This window comes from Streptomyces sp. 11-1-2, from assembly GCF_003595545.1.
In the GTDB taxonomy this organism is placed as follows: Bacteria; Actinomycetota; Actinomycetes; order Streptomycetales; family Streptomycetaceae; genus Streptomyces; species Streptomyces hygroscopicus_B.
The window spans coordinates 10,854,647-10,872,647 of record NZ_CP022545.1; the positions used below are offsets into that span (position 1 = coordinate 10,854,647).

19 protein-coding genes and 1 pseudogene are annotated in these 18,001 nt (G+C 71.0%); 13 read left to right on the plus strand and 7 right to left on the minus strand.

Going from position 1 to position 18,001, the window contains the following annotated elements:
• Positions 1-1,596 carry an ABC transporter substrate-binding protein gene (locus tag CGL27_RS46105; RefSeq protein WP_119993658.1) on the minus strand — a complete coding sequence of 532 codons (1,596 nt, stop codon included), beginning with the start codon at positions 1,594-1,596 and terminating at the stop codon, positions 1-3.
• Positions 1,597-1,841: 245 nt separating this feature from the next.
• Here CGL27_RS46105 and CGL27_RS46110 point away from each other — a divergent pair, with 245 nt between their 5' ends.
• Positions 1,842-2,864, plus strand: a complete 1,023-nt coding sequence (locus tag CGL27_RS46110; RefSeq protein WP_237299481.1) for a 2-hydroxyacid dehydrogenase — start codon at positions 1,842-1,844, stop codon at positions 2,862-2,864.
• Between the two features lie 45 nt (positions 2,865-2,909).
• Here the strand turns inward: CGL27_RS46110 and CGL27_RS46115 are convergent, their stop codons facing one another.
• Positions 2,910-3,266, minus strand: coding sequence for a nuclear transport factor 2 family protein (locus CGL27_RS46115; RefSeq protein WP_119993660.1), 357 nt, complete (start codon positions 3,264-3,266; stop codon positions 2,910-2,912).
• Between the two features lie 62 nt (positions 3,267-3,328).
• Complete coding sequence (locus CGL27_RS46120; RefSeq protein WP_119993663.1) at positions 3,329-4,144, minus strand: SDR family oxidoreductase; 816 nt, start codon at positions 4,142-4,144, stop codon at positions 3,329-3,331.
• 66 nt (positions 4,145-4,210) lie between these two features.
• Between CGL27_RS46120 and CGL27_RS46125 the strand changes: the two genes are divergently transcribed.
• The gene (locus tag CGL27_RS46125; protein WP_119993665.1) at positions 4,211-4,750 is read left to right on the plus strand and encodes a helix-turn-helix domain-containing protein; all 540 of its coding nucleotides are present in this window, start codon (positions 4,211-4,213) and stop codon (positions 4,748-4,750) included.
• Positions 4,751-4,921: 171 nt separating this feature from the next.
• On the opposite strand, the gene CGL27_RS46130 is transcribed toward CGL27_RS46125, so the two are convergent.
• Positions 4,922-5,098: a hypothetical protein gene (locus tag CGL27_RS46130; RefSeq protein WP_237299484.1), complete on the minus strand. Its 177-nt coding sequence runs from the start codon at positions 5,096-5,098 to the stop codon at positions 4,922-4,924.
• Between the two features lie 178 nt (positions 5,099-5,276).
• Here CGL27_RS46130 and CGL27_RS46135 point away from each other — a divergent pair, with 178 nt between their 5' ends.
• Together CGL27_RS46135 and CGL27_RS46140 are read left to right on the plus strand one after the other, a co-directional pair.
• Positions 5,277-5,975, plus strand: a complete 699-nt coding sequence (locus CGL27_RS46135; RefSeq protein ID WP_119993667.1) for an SDR family oxidoreductase — start codon at positions 5,277-5,279, stop codon at positions 5,973-5,975.
• A gap of 103 nt (positions 5,976-6,078) precedes the next feature.
• Positions 6,079-7,098 carry a D-cysteine desulfhydrase family protein gene (locus CGL27_RS46140; protein ID WP_240450868.1) on the plus strand — a complete coding sequence of 340 codons (1,020 nt, stop codon included), beginning with the start codon at positions 6,079-6,081 and terminating at the stop codon, positions 7,096-7,098.
• A gap of 145 nt (positions 7,099-7,243) precedes the next feature.
• Here CGL27_RS46140 and CGL27_RS46145 read toward each other — a convergent pair whose 3' ends face one another.
• Positions 7,244-8,347 carry a transcriptional regulator gene (locus CGL27_RS46145; RefSeq protein WP_119993671.1) on the minus strand — a complete coding sequence of 368 codons (1,104 nt, stop codon included), beginning with the start codon at positions 8,345-8,347 and terminating at the stop codon, positions 7,244-7,246.
• A gap of 63 nt (positions 8,348-8,410) precedes the next feature.
• Between CGL27_RS46145 and CGL27_RS46150 the strand changes: the two genes are divergently transcribed.
• The 6 genes from CGL27_RS46150 to CGL27_RS46175 all read left to right on the plus strand — a co-directional run bounded on the left by CGL27_RS46150 (position 8,411) and on the right by CGL27_RS46175 (position 14,311).
• Positions 8,411-9,145: an alpha/beta hydrolase gene (locus CGL27_RS46150; protein ID WP_119993673.1), complete on the plus strand. Its 735-nt coding sequence runs from the start codon at positions 8,411-8,413 to the stop codon at positions 9,143-9,145.
• An 88-nt stretch (positions 9,146-9,233) separates the two neighbouring features.
• Positions 9,234-9,797, plus strand: a complete 564-nt coding sequence (locus CGL27_RS46155; RefSeq protein ID WP_205587858.1) for a CGNR zinc finger domain-containing protein — start codon at positions 9,234-9,236, stop codon at positions 9,795-9,797.
• Positions 9,798-9,915: 118 nt separating this feature from the next.
• Positions 9,916-10,632, plus strand: a complete 717-nt coding sequence (locus CGL27_RS46160) for a GntR family transcriptional regulator (protein WP_014057363.1) — start codon at positions 9,916-9,918, stop codon at positions 10,630-10,632.
• A 109-nt stretch (positions 10,633-10,741) separates the two neighbouring features.
• Positions 10,742-11,749: an ADP-ribosylglycohydrolase family protein gene (locus CGL27_RS46165; protein ID WP_078646148.1), complete on the plus strand. Its 1,008-nt coding sequence runs from the start codon at positions 10,742-10,744 to the stop codon at positions 11,747-11,749.
• 61 nt (positions 11,750-11,810) lie between these two features.
• A complete protein-coding gene (locus tag CGL27_RS46170) occupies positions 11,811-13,304 on the plus strand; it encodes a cytosine permease (protein WP_078646149.1) in 1,494 nt (497 codons plus the stop codon).
• Entirely contained in the window at positions 13,301-14,311 is a 1,011-nt protein-coding gene (locus CGL27_RS46175) for a PfkB family carbohydrate kinase (protein ID WP_119993675.1), read from the plus strand. The genes CGL27_RS46170 and CGL27_RS46175 overlap by 4 nt, the downstream gene beginning before the upstream one ends.
• Before the next feature lie 52 nt (positions 14,312-14,363).
• On the opposite strand, the gene CGL27_RS46180 is transcribed toward CGL27_RS46175, so the two are convergent.
• Entirely contained in the window at positions 14,364-15,056 is a 693-nt protein-coding gene (locus tag CGL27_RS46180; RefSeq protein WP_119993677.1) for a TetR/AcrR family transcriptional regulator, read from the minus strand.
• Between the two features lie 184 nt (positions 15,057-15,240).
• Here CGL27_RS46180 and CGL27_RS46185 point away from each other — a divergent pair, with 184 nt between their 5' ends.
• The 3 genes from CGL27_RS46185 to CGL27_RS46195 all read left to right on the plus strand — a co-directional run bounded on the left by CGL27_RS46185 (position 15,241) and on the right by CGL27_RS46195 (position 17,149).
• The gene (locus CGL27_RS46185; protein ID WP_119993679.1) at positions 15,241-15,942 is read left to right on the plus strand and encodes an SDR family oxidoreductase; all 702 of its coding nucleotides are present in this window, start codon (positions 15,241-15,243) and stop codon (positions 15,940-15,942) included.
• A 74-nt stretch (positions 15,943-16,016) separates the two neighbouring features.
• Positions 16,017-16,439 (plus strand): tautomerase family protein, encoded by a 423-nt coding sequence (locus CGL27_RS46190; RefSeq protein ID WP_078646153.1) that lies wholly within the window; start codon positions 16,017-16,019, stop codon positions 16,437-16,439.
• Positions 16,440-16,546: 107 nt separating this feature from the next.
• Entirely contained in the window at positions 16,547-17,149 is a 603-nt protein-coding gene (locus CGL27_RS46195; protein ID WP_240450869.1) for a DJ-1/PfpI family protein, read from the plus strand.
• Between the two features lie 30 nt (positions 17,150-17,179).
• Here CGL27_RS46195 and CGL27_RS46200 read toward each other — a convergent pair.
• Positions 17,180-17,946: pseudogene (locus tag CGL27_RS46200) on the minus strand (siderophore-interacting protein).
• Positions 17,947-18,001: the final 55 nt, after the last annotated feature.

The following is an 18,001-nucleotide window of genomic DNA, read 5'->3' on the forward strand; positions in this document are numbered from 1 at the left end:
TCAGCGCCTCCCCGCCGTCGCCGGACTGACCTCGGAAAGCCGCATCTCGTCCCCGGTGGCGGAGTCCGGCCGGTAGCGCACCGAGGGCGACAGTCCGAGCAGCCCGCGCATATGAGCCAGGTAGGCGTACTGGACGACCGACGTGTTCTGGTAGGCGAGCACGTCGGCGAACGCCTTCTGCCGGGCCTTGCCGGAGAGCGCGTCCGCCGCGGCGATGCGCCGGTCGAGATCCTTGGTGCCGAAGGTGGACTGGGGGCCGTCGCTCTGCAGGTACTGACTCGTGGTGAAGGCCGCGTCCCCGGCCTGGTTGCCGTGCATGATCAGCAGCGCCACCGGCCCGACACCGCGGGGCAGCGGACGCAGTTGGTACTGAAGATGGGTGGCGGTGTCCGCCATGCGTATCCTCACGTTCAGCCCCACCCGCGCCATCTCGTACTGCAGGGCCTCGGTCACTTCCGCGATTCCGGCGAACATGCCGTTGCGCGCGACGAGGGTGATCCGCCGGTGTACCGGGACGCCGTCGGCGGCCGCCTGTTTCACCAGCGCGCGGGCGGCTGCCTCCTGGTACGGGGCGGGGGCGAGGTCGTCGTTGTGGCCCACCACGCCGGGCGGGACCAATTGGGCGGCGGGCTTGGCCAGTCCGCCGAGAAGGGCGCCGATGATGCCCTTGCGGTCGATGGCCATGCCGATCGCCTTGCGCACCCGGATGTCGTCGAGCGGCGCCTCGCGGCCGTCCAGACGCAGGGCGGTCGTCTCGTTGTTGGGGTAGGCGACGGTGTTGCCCGCCTCGGCGCTCGTGTGATCCAGGGCCGTCGCGATATCGGCCTCGCCCTTGTCGATCATCGCCGCGCGGACGCTCGCATCGCTCCGCCAGACATACCTGGCCCGGGGGTAGGCGGGAGCCTTCCCCCAGTAATCGGCGTTGCGGGCAAGGGAGATCGAGACACCGGTCTGCCACGACTTGACGGCGTAGGGGCCGGTCCCGATCGGGATGCGCACCTTGGCCTTGGTGTCGGTGGTGCGCGGCACGATCTCGACGAAGCTGAGCCGCAGCGGGAGGATGGGGTCGGTCTTCTCGGTGGTGACGGTCAGCCGGGTGGGGCTGACGGCGCGTACGTCGAGTTTCGCGTCGCCGAAGACATAGCCGTCCACGTTGCAGGCGAGATCGGAGTTGACGGCGCGGTCGATGGAGAACGCGGCGTCCTTCGCCGTGAACGGCCGCCCGTTCTGGAAGGTCACCCCCGGGCGGATGTCGAAGGTCCACGTCGTGGGCTTCGTCTGCCGCCAGCCGGTCGCCAGCAGCGGCTCCAGCTTGCCCGAGGTGGGGTCCCGTTCCACCAGCGGTTCGGTGATGTTGGAGCGGACGACGACACCGGTCGCGGTCAGCGATGACTCACAGGGTTCCAGCGTCGGTGGCTCCTGGGTCAGGACCACCCGTAGGGTGCGCCCGTCCGCGCTGCCGGCATCACCCGCCGTGTCACTGTTCGCCACGGCGCACGCGCTGGTGAGCAGCATCGTGCCCGTGGCCAGAAAGGCGAGAACTGTATGGGCCCGGCCCCGTTCCGGGCGCGGACTGGAGGGTACGGAGGACTTCATCGTCGGCGTATCTCCGAGGGTGGTGGCGGGTTGCCGCCCGAGAACGACAGTCGACATGGCTGTCTACACTTGCGTACCCGGTCTGTATTTGTGGACGCTGAAGCTAAACCTGAGGTGCCGGGGCGTCAAGGGATCTGACAACAAGCCCAGGTGGAGAGGGTCATAGTCGAGACAGCCGGATCATTGACAGCCTCAACAGCCCTGTGCAGAAATGAAGACAGCGGCTACATATGAGGACGGCGGTCATGGCCAGTATGCGCATCATGCTCAACCACCGGATCCTGGGCAGGTTCACCGAGCGGCTGAGGGCGCGAATCGAGGGCCCGCACGAGTGGCTGGACGCCTCCGACTGGGACGCGGCACGGATAGCCGACGCCATCGCCACCGTCGACGTGTACGTGGGCTCCCAGCTCACCGAGGACGACGCGCGACGAGCCCGGCGACTCCGCCTCGTCCATGTCGTCGGCGCGGGCTACGACGGCATCCCCCTGGAGGCGCTGGGGCCGGAGGCGATCGTGGCCAACACCCACCACCACGGCAAGTCGATCGCCGAACACGTCCTGATGTGCGTGCTGATGCTGTCCCGGCGTGTGCTCGCGGCCGACCAGGAGCTGCGCGCCGGACGGTGGCGGAACGTCGCCGTGGATTCCGCGCTGCCCTTCGGGGACACCTTGCGGGGCCGCCGTGTCGGAGTCATCGGCTTCGGCGAGACGGGGAGGGAGATCGGCCGGCTGTGCCAGGCGGTCGGGCTGGGTGTACGGGCGGTGCGCCGCGATCCGTCGGCCGCCCTGCCGGAGGGCCTGCGCCCCGACTGGGTGGGTGGCCCGGAACGGCTCCCGGACCTGCTGGCGGAATCCGACATCGTCGTGGTCACCGTTCCGCTGAGCGCCGCGACCCGCGGACTGATCGGCCCGGCCGAACTCGCGGCGATGGGCCCGCGGTCCCTCCTCGTCAACGTCGCCCGTGGCCCGGTCGTCCAGGAGGAGGCGCTGTACGAGGCGCTCTCGGCCGGCACCATCGCCGGCGCCGCCCTGGACGTGTGGTGGGCCGGCCCTCCGCACGCGCCGAGCCGCCGGCCGTTCCACACCCTGCCCAATGTGGTGATGACACCCCACAACTCGGGCCACACCGAGGAGACTTTCGCGGCCCGCGCCACGGATATCGCGGCCAACATCAACCGCCTGGCACAGGGGGACCCCCTCAGCAATGTGGTGCGCGCCGGTCGTGAGGGGGCCGCCACGCCCGGCGGCGGTGGCAAGGCGGACTGACCTGGACGGCTTCTGACGCACCGGGTGCCGCCACGGCGCGGTGCGTCAGGGGGCGATGGTGAGGTGGCTGATCAGGCCCTGGTCCAGGGTGAAGCGATAGTGAAGGTCGACGGTGCCGCCGGGGAAGTCACCCTCGAGACGCTGGGTGACGGCGCAGCGGTCCGGGCCGTCGTGCTCGGTCCCGATGAGCGTGGTGGTGTACGTGTACTCGGAGGTGGCGCGGTCCAGCCACCGCTCGATGGCCGGGATCCCCTCGTAGGTGCGGCCGTCGTCGGTGACGGTCGCGCCCGGCGTCAGGGTGGCCGAGGCCGCGGGCGCGTCGTGCTCGTTGTGTGCCTTCAGATACCGCTTGACGACGTCGGGCAGGTCGGTGGCATCGAAGGGCGTGGTGTCGTCGGTCATGGTCTGCCTCGCTGATGGTTTTCTTAAGGGTGGTGCTCGGGCCGTTCCCGGACGGGATGGTGCTAGAGCGCGGGAACGGTGCCGCCGTCGATGACGTGTTCGGCGCCGACGATGGCGGAGGCCCGGTCGGAGACGAGGAAGGCGACGAGTTCGGCGACTTCTTCAGGGCGATTGGGGCGCCCGAGGGGGATGCCGCCGAGGGAATCCATGAGCGACGCCAGAGCGGTTTCCCGGTCGCCGGTCTTCTGGGCGATGCGGTCGATGAGCGCGTCCGCCGCACTGGTCTGGATGAACCCGGGGGAGACCGTGTTCACCCGCACACCGAGCGGTGCCACTTGGTTCGCCAGGCCCTTGCTGTAGGTGCTGAGAGCCGCCTTGGCGGAGGCGTAGGCCAGCGTGCCGTTCCACAGTGGCATCCGGCGCTGGATCGAGGAGACGTGGACCACCGCGCCCCGGCCGCGTTCGATCATGCCCGGGATCAGGGCGCGGTCCAGGCGGACGGCGGCGAGCAGGTTGTGGTTGAGCTCCTGCTGCCAGATCTCCTCGGACATCGCCTCGAAGCCGCCGGCGGGCGCGGTCGAGCCGCCGAGCGTATGGACCAGGATCTCCGTGCCGCCGAGGCGCCGATGCGTCTCCCGTACGACGTGTTCGGCGCCTTCCGGTGTGGTCAGGTCGGCGCCGATGAAGTCTTCGTCGGGGACGTCCTCGGGCTTGGAGCGGGCGGTGACCAGCACGGTCGCACCGGCCGTACGCAGCCGGGCCGCGATCGCCGCTCCGGCACCCTTGGTGCCACCGGTGACGAGTGCGCGACGGCCGGCGAGAGAGTCATCGAGGGAGGTGGGCAAGGCTGTCCCGTTCCGGGACGCACGCGAGCGCATCCCTTGCGACTGCTAAAATAGAAGCAAGTAACTTTCACTTTAGCAGTAACTCGGGAGGGCGTCGCGATGGCAAGCCGGATCAGGCTGGAGGACCGTGAGTGTCCGCTGTCGACCACGGTTCAGCACGTGGGGGAGTGGTGGACGCTGCTGATCCTCCACGACGCCTTCGACGGCTACACGCGCTTCGACCAGTTCCAGCAGAGCCTGAACATCTCCACCAGCATGCTCACCACGCGCCTGAAGACCCTGGTGGCGGACGGCCTCCTGGAGCGGCGCCCCTACCAGACCAACCCGGTGCGCCATGAATACGTGCTGACCGAACGCGGCCGTTCCCTGCGGCCCGTGGTCGTCGCCCTGGCCGCCTGGGGCAATCAGCACCTCGCGCCGGAGGAGCGCGCCATGATCCTGGTCGACGCCCGGACCGGCGAGGAGGTGGAACCCGTCGTGGTGGACGCGCGCACCGGCCGAAGCCTCGACGACGGCGAGACCTTCGTCTTCACCGCGGGGCCGGCCGCCAGCGACGCGATGCGTGCCCGGTACCTCGAACTCGACCGGCGGCGTCCCGCGCACGTCCGCGAGGCGCGCGGTGGGGACCTGCCCGGCTGATCGGGCGTCTCGCCGAGGTGAGGCGCTACCCGGTGGATGGGAGCGAGACGCGGATCAGAAGACCTGGACGAAGCAGCCGAGCGCGATGGCCGCGATGACCACGGCCACCGCGGTCGCCCTCAAAACTCTCGCTGTCGGCACGGGAATCCCTCCTCGTGCGAGCGGCTGGGCTCACAGACAGTAGCGAACGAGCCACTCGTCGGGGTTGTACGTGTCCTTCGCGGGGTCCGGCGCTATAGCCGCCCTCTCCTCCACAGTGTCCTCCAAACGGATCCGCTCCGGCAGCTTGCTGAACCGGGCACGGCGCGCCGTCTCCGCGGCATCCGCCACTTCCCGCTTATCCGACATCGCATCGTTCCTTGTCATTTCGATGGTCCAACGATGGTCGCAGCCTTGTGCGTCACCGGTCAAGTAGGTGACGCGACGGGAATCGCACCTTGTGCTGGCCGCGCTTCAGTAGCGGGGCCGTGAGCGAGCCGGCGCGGTCCAGGTTCTATTTGCCTGGCCAGAGGAAAGAGAGAACGCGATGGACATCAAAGGATCAGTCGCCCTGGTCACGGGAGCCAATCGCGGTATCGGCCGCGCGTTCGCCCGGGCGCTGCTCGAGCACGGCGCCGCGAAGGTCTACGCCGGTGTCCGCGATCCGGCCCGCGTGGTCGACCAGGACATCACTCCGCTGCGTCTGGACGTCACCAAGCCGGAGCAGATCGCCGAGGCCGCTGCCATCGCGGACGATGTCAGCATCGTGATCAACAACGCGGGCGTCGGAGGCTCCGGCACGGGACTCCTGGAGGGCGACTTCGAGGCCGCCCATCAGGCGATGGAGGTCAACTACTTCGGCACCTGGGCCGTTTCCCGGGCGTTCGCCCCGATCCTCGCCCGCAACGGCGGTGGCGCGCTGGTCAGCATGCTGTCGCTGGCGTCCTGGGTCGGGCAGCCCGGCTTCCCCGGGTACGCGGCCTCCAAGGCGGCGCAGTGGTCGTTGACGGACGCGCTGCGCAAGGGACTTCAGGAACAGCGCACGCTCGTGGTGGGGGTGCATTCCGGTTTCGTGGACACGGACCTCAGCTCCTGGGTGGACGCGCCGAAGATCACCGCGGCCGACGTGGCGGAACAGACCATGGAAGCCCTGGCGAACGACCGGTGGGAAGTTCTCGCCGACGACGAGACCAGGCAGGCCAAGGCCGCCTTGTCGCAACCTCTGCACGCCGAACCCGGTAGGTGATGTGTCGCGTCGGCCGCGCGTCGGCGATTGTGTTCCCACGTCCGTCCAACGGCCGTTCCTCCCAACCGGATATCCCTCAGCGCAGCGAGCGAAGGCGGCGATCGTGTCAGAAGAGCGTCAGGAAACCACGTGGCGTCAGGAAACCACGCGGGTCGAGCTGATGAGTCGGCCCACACCGCTGGAGGCCGCGCCGCGGCTGGCCCGTGCGATCGGGCTGGAGCCCGGTGATCTATGGGTCAAGCGTGACGATCTGATCGGGCTGGGCGGCGGGGGCAACAAGGTCCGCAAGCTGGAGTGGACGGCCGGGGCCGCCCGCGCCGAGGGCGCCACCACGCTGGTGACCAGCGGGGCCGCGCAGAGCAACCACGCCCGTCTGACGGCCGCGGCCGGGGCACGGCTGGGCATGGACGTGGTACTTGTCCTCGCCGGTGCGCCGAGCGAGGGGATGACCGGCAACATCGTGCTCGACGGTCTCTTCGGCGCCCGCGTCGTATGGGCGGGGGAGGTGAGCGAGGCCGAACTCGCGGCGGCCGTGGAGGACGTGGCCGGGGACCTGCGCGAGCAAGGCGCCCGGCCCGCGGTGATCCCCTTCGGCGGATCCAGTGTGCTGGGCGCCCGGGGTTATGCCGAGGCGGGGACGGAACTCCTGGAACAGGCCCCGGACCTGGCCACGGCGGTCGTGGCGGTCGGATCGGGCGGCACCATGGCCGGTCTCGTCCACGCCCTCGGAGCCGAGCGGGTGCTGGGGGTGCACTGCGGAGCCATCGCCGATCCCGAGCACACCGTCGGCCACCTGGTCGACGGGCTGGCCGGACAGCCCGCGGCCACCTCCCTGCGGCTGCGCCTGGATCAGGTCGGTCCCGGCTACTCCGCGCTCACCGAACCGGTCATGGACGCCATCACCACCGCGGCCCGCACCGAAGGCATCGTCCTCGACCCCGTCTACACCGGCCGTGCCCTGGCCGGTCTCATCGCGGCCGTCCATGACGGGCAGGTGAGCCCCGGGCAGCGCACGGTCTTCCTGCACACCGGCGGTCTGCCCGGCCTGTTCGGGCACACCGAGGCGCTGCGGCGGGCGCGTTCCGCCGTGGCCGACACCGTCGTACGGTGGCCCCGCGGCTGAGCGTCGCACCGGCTCGGCCCCGGGACCGGCTCGGCCCCGGGACCGGCTCGGCCCCGGGACCGGCTCGGCCCCGGGACCGGATTGGCCCCGGGCCGGTCGGCCCGCGCGGTCCTGGAGGGCCGTGCCTTGCCGGAACGGGCCGGTGCTACTCCGCGTCGGCGCAGGTGGCGAGTCGGCGGGCCAGGGCGCGCACATGGTCGCGCAGGGCGTCCGGGTACTCGATCACGAACGGAAGGTCCAGCCAGGCGAGCACGGAGGGCACCCACTCCAGCCGCTCGGCCCGCAGTTGGACCCGCACCCATCCGCTGCCTTTCCCCTCCCCGGAGGCAGCCGGGGACCCGGTCGCCCCCGCCGCATCGCTGGTCGCCTCCGGCGTACGATCCGCCTCCTCCGCCGTATCACCCGCCGCCTTCGCCGCATCACCGGCGCCACCCCGCGCCGGGTCGGCCGGGAGCTCCCGCACCGTGGCGAGCCCGGGCGGGAGCCGGTGGCGGACCTGCTCGACCGTGCCCTGGACCCGCAGCGACACCTCGTGCAGATAGGGCACCCCGGCGAGCCCGGCCAGCACCCGGGCGGCCGGATCGAATCCCACGGGCACCTCGAACGACCCGGGCAGCACCGTCGCGGTTTCGATCCGGTCCAGCCGGAACGTGCGTACCTCGCCGCTGGCCGAGTCCGCCCCTGTCACGTACCAGCGCCCGGAGTGCGCGACGATCCCGTACGGGTGCACGGTGCGTTCGCTGCGCCGCCCCTTCCAGGCGGTGTAGCTGACGGCGACCGGCCGGCGGTCCCGAGCGGCCTCCGCGAGCATCAGCAGCACACTCGTCTCCGGGATGACCACGGGACGGGCGGGGGCGGTGAAGTCGGCGGTGGTCAGCAGCGCGTCCAGCCGACGGCCGAGCGCCTCCGGCAGCACCCGGCGCACCTTGGCGGCGGCGCTCTCCGCCGCCGCGACGGACGTGGTCACCAGCCCGGCCCGGCGCCCGGCGACCAGGCCGAGCAGCACCGCCAGCGCCTCCTCGTCGGTGAGCATCAGCGGGGGCATCCGGTAACCGGGGGCGAGCCGGTAGCCGCCGTAGCGGCCGCGCACCGAACGGACCGGGACGTCCAGGTCGATCAGGTGGCCGATGTAGCGCCGTACGGTGCGCTCGTCCACGCCGAGCCGGTCGGCCAGGTCGGCGACGGTGCGGGTGCCACCGGCCTGCAGGATTTCCAGCAGGGCGAGCACGCGGGCGGTCGGTCGGGTCATGCCCGGAAGTATGGCGTGGATACCGGGCGGCTCCTGTCCGGTATCCCGCCTAGCGTGCGGGCCATGGCAACCTACGTACTTCTTCCCGGGTTCTGGCTCGGGTCCTGGGCCTGGCGCTCCGTGGCGGCCGACCTGCGCAGCCGTGGACACGACGTCCATCCGCTCAGCCTGACCGGGATGGGCGAGCGGGCGCATCTGGCCCGGCCCGACACCGATGTGGAGACGCACATCACCGATGTGCTCAACCTGATCCGCTACGAGGACCTGCACGACGTGGTCCTGGTCGGGCACAGCTATGCCGGTGCGGTGGTGGTCCCGAGCGTGGCGGACCGGATGCCGGACCGGATCAAGCGGATGGTGTTCATCGACAGCGGTCCGCTGCCGGACGGGATGTCCCACGCGGAGTTCGCCCCGCTGGAGGAGCAGAGGCGCAATGCCGGGCTGGTCCGCGAGGAGGGACACGGTCGGCAGCTGCCGCCACCGCCGTGGCGGCAGTTGGCGTCCGAGGTGCCCGGGTTGCCGGACGGCACGCTCGAACGGCTGGTGCGGCTGTCGGTGCCGCAGCCGTGGGCCACCGCCACCACCCCGGTCCGGCTGACCGAGGCGTGGGAGAAGCTGCCGCGGCTGCATGTGCTGTGCGGCTTCCCGGTGGAGCAGGTCCGGGCGCGGATCGCCACCGTTCCGGCCTTCCGGCACATGGCGACCGAGGACTCGGCGTACCGGGAGCTGCTCGGCTGGCACTGGCCGATGTTCGACCGGCCCGGCGAACTGGCTGACATCCTGCACGAGGCGGCCTGACCGGCACGACCCACCCTTGGTGCGGCTCGCCGCCTGGCCCCGGTGGCGAGCCTTGCGAAAGATCAAAATCACCTGTCAGGATGGTGACGTGAATCTGGAGCATGTCTTTCTGTGTGGGAACCCCGCTCTCGACTTCGCCGCGACGTTGCGTGCTCGCCGCTCGGTGCGGTTCGAGATGTTCGTGTCACCGGACCGGCTGGACGCCTGGTACCTGGAGTCCGGAATCGTCGATACCGTCTCCGCCAGTCAGCATGCCGACGTCGAGCGCGCGGTGGCCCTACGGGAGGCCGTCTACGAGCTGGTCACCGCCCGCGTCGCGGGGGATCCCTACGACGGCGGGGCACTCGCCGTGGTGAACGACACGGCCCGTAAGCCTCCCGCGGCGCCGCAACTCACCGCGAGCGGGCGGCGGACGGACGCGACATCGGAAGAGGCGCTCTCCACGGTGGCGCGGCATGCCGTCGAGCTTCTCAGCGGTCCGGATGTGCCGCTCCTCAAGGAGTGCGGCAACCCCGAATGCACCCGTGTCTACATCGACCGGTCGCGCGGCGGGCGCCGGCAGTGGTGCGCCATGGACCCCTGCGGCAACAAGCTCAAGGCTGCCGCCTACCGTGCCCGCAGGCGGCAGGCCCAGGAGCCTGCCGCGGGGTGATGAGCACTCCTCCTGCCCATCGCTGATCATGTGGCCCGCCTCGTGGCGGACGACCGTCGGCAGGATGTATGTCTTGTGACTCTAGACAGGACTGGACATGTATGGCTAACTACCGGACATGCCTAAACAGGTCCTCAAGCATCAGCGCATCGCCCGCGTTCTGGCCCGTGAGATCCACAGCGGCGCCCTGGAGCCGGGCAGCAGGCTGCCCGGCGAACACGCGCTCACCCGGCGCTTCGCGGTCAGCAGGGCCACCGTTCGCCAGGCGCTGGACGAGCTCAGCAAGCAAGGGCTGATCTCCACCCACGCGGGCGTCGGCTCGTTCGTCACCTTCGACGGCGGCCTGCTGGACAACCGCCTGGGCTGGACCAGGGCGCTGGCCGACCAGGGCGCCCGCGTCACCACCGAGGTCCTCCGTCTCGAAGCGGTGCGCGATGCCCGGCTGGCCGGGGAACTGGGCATCGAGGGCGTCGAGTTCATGGCGCTGGACCGGTTGCGCGTGCTGCCCGAGGGCACCGCGGTCGCGCTGGAGCGCAGCAGGGTTCCGATGGCCCCGGCCCTGGCCGACGTCCCGCTCGGCGGGCTCCTCGACGGCTCGCTGACCAAGACCCTCGCCGCGGTCGGTATCCGCGCCACCCACGGGGACGAGTGGGCCTCCGTACGGCAACTGGCCGCCGACGAGGCGACACTGCTCCGCCGCCGGGAGGGCGAGGTGTGGCTCAACACCCGCCGGGTCAGCCGCGGAGCCGACGGCCAGATCGTCGAGCAGGTGACCAGCCTGCTGGACCCCGCCCGCTTCCAACTGCACCTCGGCTTCGGCGAGCAGCCCCAATGAAGCCCCCAATGAAGTCCCCGATGAGGCTCTCCATGAGGCCCCTGATGGGACCACACGCGGCGTCCGCCCGCCCCGACGTAACGCCTCCGCGCACCGACAGGAATCCCGAATGAACCACCAGCACGACCGCGCGCTCGGCGCCCTCTACGGCCTGGCGATGGGCGACGCCCTCGGTATGCCCACCCAGATCATGTCCCGGGCGTCCATCGTCGCCCGGTTCGGCACCGTCACCGGTTTCGAACCCGGCCCGGAGGACAATCCGGTGAGCGCCGGAATGCCCGCCGGTTCGGTCACGGACGACACCGATCAGGCCGTCATCGTCGGCCAACTGCTGACCGGGTCCGGCGGGCGGATCGAACCGCTGCGGCTCGCGCACGAGCTCCTGGAGTGGGAGCGCGCCATGAAGGCCAAGGGCTCCTTCGACCTGCTCGGCCCCTCCACCAAGGCGGCCCTGGAGGCCGTGTCCCGCGGCGTACCGCCGGAGGAGGCGGGCAAGTCCGGCGCCACCAACGGCGCGGCGATGCGGATCACCCCCGTCGGCGTCGCCTTCCCCGACACCCCGCTGGAGCCCTTCCTCGACCGGGTCGCGGAGGCGTGCCAGGTCACCCATGACACCTCCATCGGCATCGCCTCCGCCGCCGCCGTGGCCGCCGCGGTGAGCCGTGGCATCGACGGCGGCGATCTGGAGGACGCCTTCGGCGCGGCGGTCACGGCGGCCGCGGCAGGGGCCGAGCGCGGCCACTGGGTCGCCGGCGCCGATATCGCCGCCCGCATCGGCTGGGCCGTGGACCTGGTCCGCGGTCTGCCCGAGCGGCAGGCCCTGGACCGCGTCTGCGACCTGGTCGGCACCAGCGTCGCCAGCCAGGAGTCGGTCCCCGCCGCCTTCGCCGTGCTGGCCCTCGCCGAGGGTGAGCCGTGGCGGGCCTGTCTGCTGGCGGCCAACCTCGGCGGCGACTGCGACACCATCGGCGCGATAGCCGGTGCCATAGCCGGTGCCGTCAGCGGGGCCTCGGGCCTGCCCGACGAAGCCCTCGCCACTCTGCGCTCGGTCAACGGTCTCGACCTGGAACCGCTGGCCACCGCCCTGCTCGCGCTGCGCGCCGGCACGGCCGAGTGACCCCCACGCCCGCCCTCCCATCCGCACCGGAGCGCCCCCGGACAGAAAGACAGGTACCACCATGGCGGCTTCAGAGAACGACCGCGTCGGCTCCGTGGAGACCCGAGGCATCGAGCCGGTTCCGGACGCCGAGCGCCACGGCCACGCGAGCCAGATGTTCTGGACCTGGTTCGCCGCGAACATCAGCATCCTCGGTCTGCCGCTCGGCGCGGCCCTGGTCAGCTTCCGCGGCCTGAACATCTGGCAGGCGGCCGTCGTGGCCATTCTCGGCGCCTTCGGCTCCTTCGCCCTGGTAGGCGCCCTCAGCATCGCGGGGAAGCGGGGCGGAGCGCCCGCCCTCACCCTCTCCCGCGCGGTGTTCGGGGTCCGCGGCAACGCCGGCCCCACGCTGGTCACCTGGATGAGCAGGCTCGGCTGGGAGACCATCAACACCACCACGGCCGCCTTCGCCCTGCTGGCGCTGCTCGACGCCGCCTTCGGCATCCGGCGGAACACCGTCCTCACCGTGGTGTGTCTGCTGGTCTTCATCGGCTGCACACTGCTGATCAGCGGCCTGGGCCACGCCACCATCATGTGGATCAACAGATGGGCCAGCTATATCTTCGGTCTGCTCAACCTGGTCGTGATCATCTTCCTCGCGACCACCGTGGACTGGGACAAGGTCTTCCACGCCCCGGTCGGGTCGGTGAGTTCGATGGTCGTGGGCGTCGGCATGATCGCCGCCGGTACCGGGATCGGCTGGGCCAACACGGGCGCCGACTACGCCCGTTACCTGCCCCGGCGGATTCCGGGTGGCAGGCTGGTGGCCGCTTCCGCCTTCGGCGCCGGTATCCCGCTGGTCGTGCTGATCTCGCTGGGTTCACTCCTCGCGGCGGGAGAACCGAATCTCGCCTCCGCCTCCGACCCCGTCTCGGCGATCAACACGATGCTGCCGTCGTGGATGTCCATCCCGTATCTGATCGCCGCGTTCGGCGGACTGTTGCTCTCCAACCACCTGTCCGTCTACTCGGCCGGACTCACCATGATCACCCTGGGCATACGGGTCCGGCGCACCCTCGCCGTCGGCCTGGACGTGGTCGTCACCTTCGCGGGCGGGATCTACTTCATCCTGATCGCCAAGGACTTCTACGGCCCGTTCATCACCTTCCTCACACTCCTCGCCGTCCCCATCACCGCCTGGGTGGGCGTCTTCGCGGTCGACCTGATACTCCGCCGGTCCTATGACGGCGCGGCGCTGATGGACGTCGGCCGGTCCAGCCGCTACTGGTTCCGGGGCGGTATCGCCTGGGCCGCGATGATCGCCTGGGCGGCGGCCATCGTGGTGGGCCTGCTGTTCACCGAGGCGAGCACCAGCGCGACCGACGTGTGGTTCTCCGGGCCGCTGTCCCATAGCTGGATCGGGTCCAACGGGCTGGGGTGGGTGGTGACCCTGCTGCTCGCCGCCGCCGTCTACACCGTGCTGCGCAGGTTCGACGGCACCGTCCGCGAGGAGGCGTCCGGGCAGCGTCCCCAGCAGCAGGTGCTGCCCGGCCCGGCCGCGCGGGAGCTCTCATGAGCGGCTACGACGGCGTCCTCGGCGCCCCCGGCGAGGTCACGGGCGGCCGACTGGTCCTGCTCGGCAACGCCATCGTCGACCTCGTGATGCGGGTGCCCGCACTGCCCGAACGCGGCGGCGACATCGTCTCCACGGACACCACCCTCACCACGGGCGGCGGATTCAACGTCCTCACCGCCGCCCGCCGGCTGGGCCTGCCGGCCGTGTACGCGGGAGCCCATGGCACCGGGCCGTTCGGCGACCGGGTGCGGGCCGACCTCGCCCGGGGAGGCATCGAGATGGTGCTGGCTCCGATCACGGAGGAGGACACCGGGTTCTGCGTCGCCTTCGTCGACGGCGGCGGCGAGCGCACCTTCGCCACCAGCCTCGGAGCCGAGGCCCGGCTGACCGAGGCCCACGCGACGTCCGTGCTCGCCACGCTGCGCCCCGGCGACATGGTGCAGATCTCCGGCTACGGGCTCGCCTACCCGGTCAACGGCCCGGTCCTGGCCTCGCTCGTCGCGCGGTTGCCGGAACACATCCGGGTCTTCCTCGATCCGGGTCCCCTGGCCGGCCAGATCCCGGACGAGGTGCTGGCACCCGTTCTGGGGCGCTGCGACTGGGTCAGCTGCAACCAGCGTGAGGGGCGGCTGCTGACCGGCCGGGACGACGCCCAGGAGGCCGCGGCGGCGCTCGCCGCCCGGCTGGGCCCGCGCACCGGGGTGCTTCTGCGGGCCGACGCGGCCGGCTGCTGGCTGGTCCCGCCCGGCGGAGAGGCCCTGCACATCCCCGGCCGCCGGGTGACCGCGGTCGACAGCAACGGCGCGGGCGACGCCCATACGGGAGCGTTCCTGGCCCTCCTCGGCCACGGGCTTGACCCGAGCACCGCCGTACGAGGCGCCAACGCCGCGGCCGCCTTCGCGGTCACCCGGCACGGGCCCGCCACCGGACCGACCCTCGGCGAGCTGCTGGACTTCCTCGACGGCGAGCCCCTCGCGGCGCGGCTGTCGTCGGCGCTCGGGCGGTAACCGGCGCGCGCTCGCGTCACGGGGGCGGGCCTCCGTGACGCGAGCGCGCGTTTCACCCGGCGGTCTCCGAAGTGCCCTTTCCGTCGGGTGTGTGCTCATCGTCGCCGAGGACGTGGTCGCGTACCGCGGTCAGAATGCGGTCCGACAGGTCGTCGCCCGCGCAGGCCCGTGACAGGACCAACGCCCCGATCATGGTGGACAGTTCGACCAGAATCGTCCCTTCGTCCGGCGAGGTGTCGCCGGACTTCCTCGTAAGTCGCTCCATTCCGTCGACCAGGTTGCGCATGCCATCGGCGTAGGCCCGCCGCAGCGGGTCGCCGGGCTCCGCGCGCGCGGCGTCCACCGCCAGCGCCGCGGCGGCGCATCCCAGCGCGGGGTTGTCGCGGTGCAGGGCCGACAGATAGGTCGCCAGGAAGGCTGCCCGGGCGTCACGGCCGCGGTCCTCGCCCGTGTCCTGGCTCGTGCCCTGGCCCGTGTCTTCGCCCGTGTCAGCGCCCGCGTCCTCGTCCTCGGCGAGGTCATTCATGGCCGCGAGGCGTTCGGCGAACGCGGCCGAGCACGCCTGGGCGATCAGATCGTCCTTCGAGGCGAAGTGGCGGTAGAACCCGCCGTGGGTCAGACCCGCCGCCGCCATCGCCTGGGGAACGCTCACCTTGTCGGCGCCGTGGGTGCGCACCAGTTTCGCGGTGGCCGCGATCACCTGCTCGCGGTGACGCTCGGCCTCGGCTCGGGATGCTCGGGGCATGGTCGGTACTTCCTTCTGCGTAGGTTGCCGGACTCGGGTACGGGATGCCGGTACCGCACCGATGATATTTGCGACCCGTTATAGATGATGCTAATAATCTATTTTAGCGCGCCACAGGGACGGCGGCCGCACGGTCCGCCGTCCCTGCCGGTTCGAGCGCGCTCTGAGACAAGGAGGGTCCGACATGGTTGCGATCGATGGTTCCGTGGTGCTGGTGACCGGAGGTCAACGTGGCATCGGCAAGGCGTTCGTGGAGGCATTGCTCGAGCGTGAAGCGGCGAAGGTCTACGCGACCGCGCGGAAGCCCAGCCCCAGCGAGGACCCGCGGGTCGAGGCCGTTTCCCTGGACGTCACCGACGCGGACGCGGTCGCGGCCCTCGCCGACCGGGCCGCGGATGTGAACATCGTCATCAACAACGCGGGAGTGCTGCTGCCCTCGCCGCTGCTGACGGCGGACATGACCGATGTGGTGGCCACGTTCGACACGAACGTCTTCGGGGCGCTGCGGGTGGCACGTGGCTTCGCCCCGGTCCTGCGGGCGAATGGCGGCGGCGCGCTGGTCGACATGCACTCCGTGCTGTCCTGGGGCGCCGGCGCGGCCGCCTACGGCGCCTCGAAGGCCGCGCTGTGGTCGATGACGAACTCTCTCCGGGTCGAGCTGGCGCCGCAGGGGACCCAGGTCGTCGGCGTGCACCTCGGTTTCGCCGACACCGACATGGTCGCCGGAATTCCGGGCCAGAAGCTCTCACCCGCCGAAGTGGCCGGGACGGTTCTGGACGGCGTCGAGCACGGCGCCAGCGAGGTGCTCGTCGACGCCGTGACCCGGCAGATGAAGGCGGCGCTCGCCGGGCCGGTGGAGGGCCTCACCGTTCCCCTCGGTCGCTGACCGGCCACGGCGACATCCACCGGTCACCACCGTCGCCCGTTGCCACCATCGTTGCCTTCGAAGGAGAGGGAGCCATGCCCCTGTGGCACATCTACCATCCGGTCGACGCCTACTCCGCCGAGCAGAAGCGGAAATTCGCCGCGGACGTCACGGAGTACTACACCCAGGTCGGTCTGCCGAAGTTCTACGTCGTCACCCTGTTCCACGACATCCCGGAGTCCTCGTTCCTGGTCGGCGGCGAGCCGTCGAACCGCACCGTCCGGGTCGTGATCGAGCACATCGCCCGCCACTTGGCGGACCCCGAGACGAGGAAGAGGTCCGCCGAGGGGCTCGACCGCGTGCTGGCCCCTCACACCCGGGACCGCGGGCTGTACTGCGAGTTCCACATCGACGAGACGCCCCGGGATCTCTGGATGACCGACGGGTTGGCGCCTCCGCCCCCGCGCAGCGAAGCGGAGCAGCTCTGGGCGCGTGAGAACCGGCCGCTGCCGTACTGACCGGCCGACCGCGACCGCACCACGGCAGCGCGAGGCCGCCGACGGCGATCGGCGGCCTCGCGGGAGATCCCATGGCCGAGCGGGGGCGGGTCTGGTTGGATCACCGTATGGCCCATGCGGATACGAGGAAGATCGGGATCCTGCTGTTCCCGGATGTGGAAGAGCTCGACGCCATCGGTCCATGGGAGGTGCTGTCGTACTGGACGCACACCTTCGCCGAGGACGGGTGGCAGGTGTTCTGCCTCTCCGCCGACGGCAACCCCGTGACCTGCGCGAAGGGGCTCACCGTCGAGGCGCATCAGGCGATGGCCGACCTGCCCGCACTGGATGTGCTGCTGCACCCCGGCGGCCGGGGGACCCGTCCCCAGCTCGAGGATGACCAGCACCTGGAGTGGGTCCGGTCCCAGCGGCGGTCGGTTCCCCTGATGACCAGCGTGTGCACGGGGTCGCTGGTCTACGCGGCGGCCGGGCTGCTGGCCGGCCGGCCAGCGACCACGCATTGGGGGTCGCTGGACCTGCTCGCGGAGCTCGACCCGACGATCGACGTACGGCCCGATGAGCGGTTCGTCGACGACGGTGACGTGATCACCTCCGCGGGGGTCTCGGCCGGTATCGACATGGCTCTCCACCTGGTCGCCCGGCTGGCCTCGCCGGAGCGCGCACGTCAGGTGCGACGTGGCATCCAGTACGACCCGCAACCACCGGTGTGAGCACAAACCGCACCGGCGGAGCGACAGGGGTCAGCCGGGGCTCGAGCGGCCGTGCCGCCAGTACCCGAAGAACGCGATGTCCGGCTTCGGTACACCGCGGTCCTGCACCAGATGGCGGCGTACCCCGGTGGCCAGCCCGGCCTCCCCGGCGACCCAGGTGTAGAACCGGCCCGGCCGCAGCGACGACTTCTTGACCGCGTCGAGGGCCAGTCTGCCGGGCAGCGCGTCCGAGCCGTCCCGGCCAGCCACCGCACCTGTACGCCTTCGGGAGCGGTGATGTCCGCGCGGATGTCGGCGGCCCCCGGCACCTCCAGGAAGACCTCCGCGGCCAGTGACGCCGGAGCGTGCTCGAGGATGGCGAGGATCGCCGGCACGGCACTCTCGTCCCCGGCGAGCAGCTGCCATTCGGCATGAGCGGGCGGCAGGTAGGTCACGCCCATGTCGAAGATGCCCGCCGGATCTCCGGGCCGGGCGCGCCGGGCCCATGCGGAGGCCGGGGTGTCGCCGTGCAGGGCGAACTCGATGTCCACTTCGCCGAATTCGGGCCGGGCGCGGCGGATGGTGAAATTGCGTACCCAGGGCCTGCGTGACTTCGGCAGCAGGAGAATCTCCGCCATCCAGGCCTCGCTGGAGAGCTTCGGCATTCTCAGCCTGTCCTGCCCCTCGCGGGGAAAGAACAGCCGCACGGTCTGGTCGGAGCCCGTGGGCTTCAGATGTTCCAGTTCGGGGCCGCCGAGCGTGATGGTCGAGAATTCGGGTGTCAGCTTGGTGTTCCCGCGTACCTCCAGCGTGATCATTCGCCGTGATTCGGGTGTGCGCACCTTGGGCAACACGTCTTTCCTCGCCTTCCGT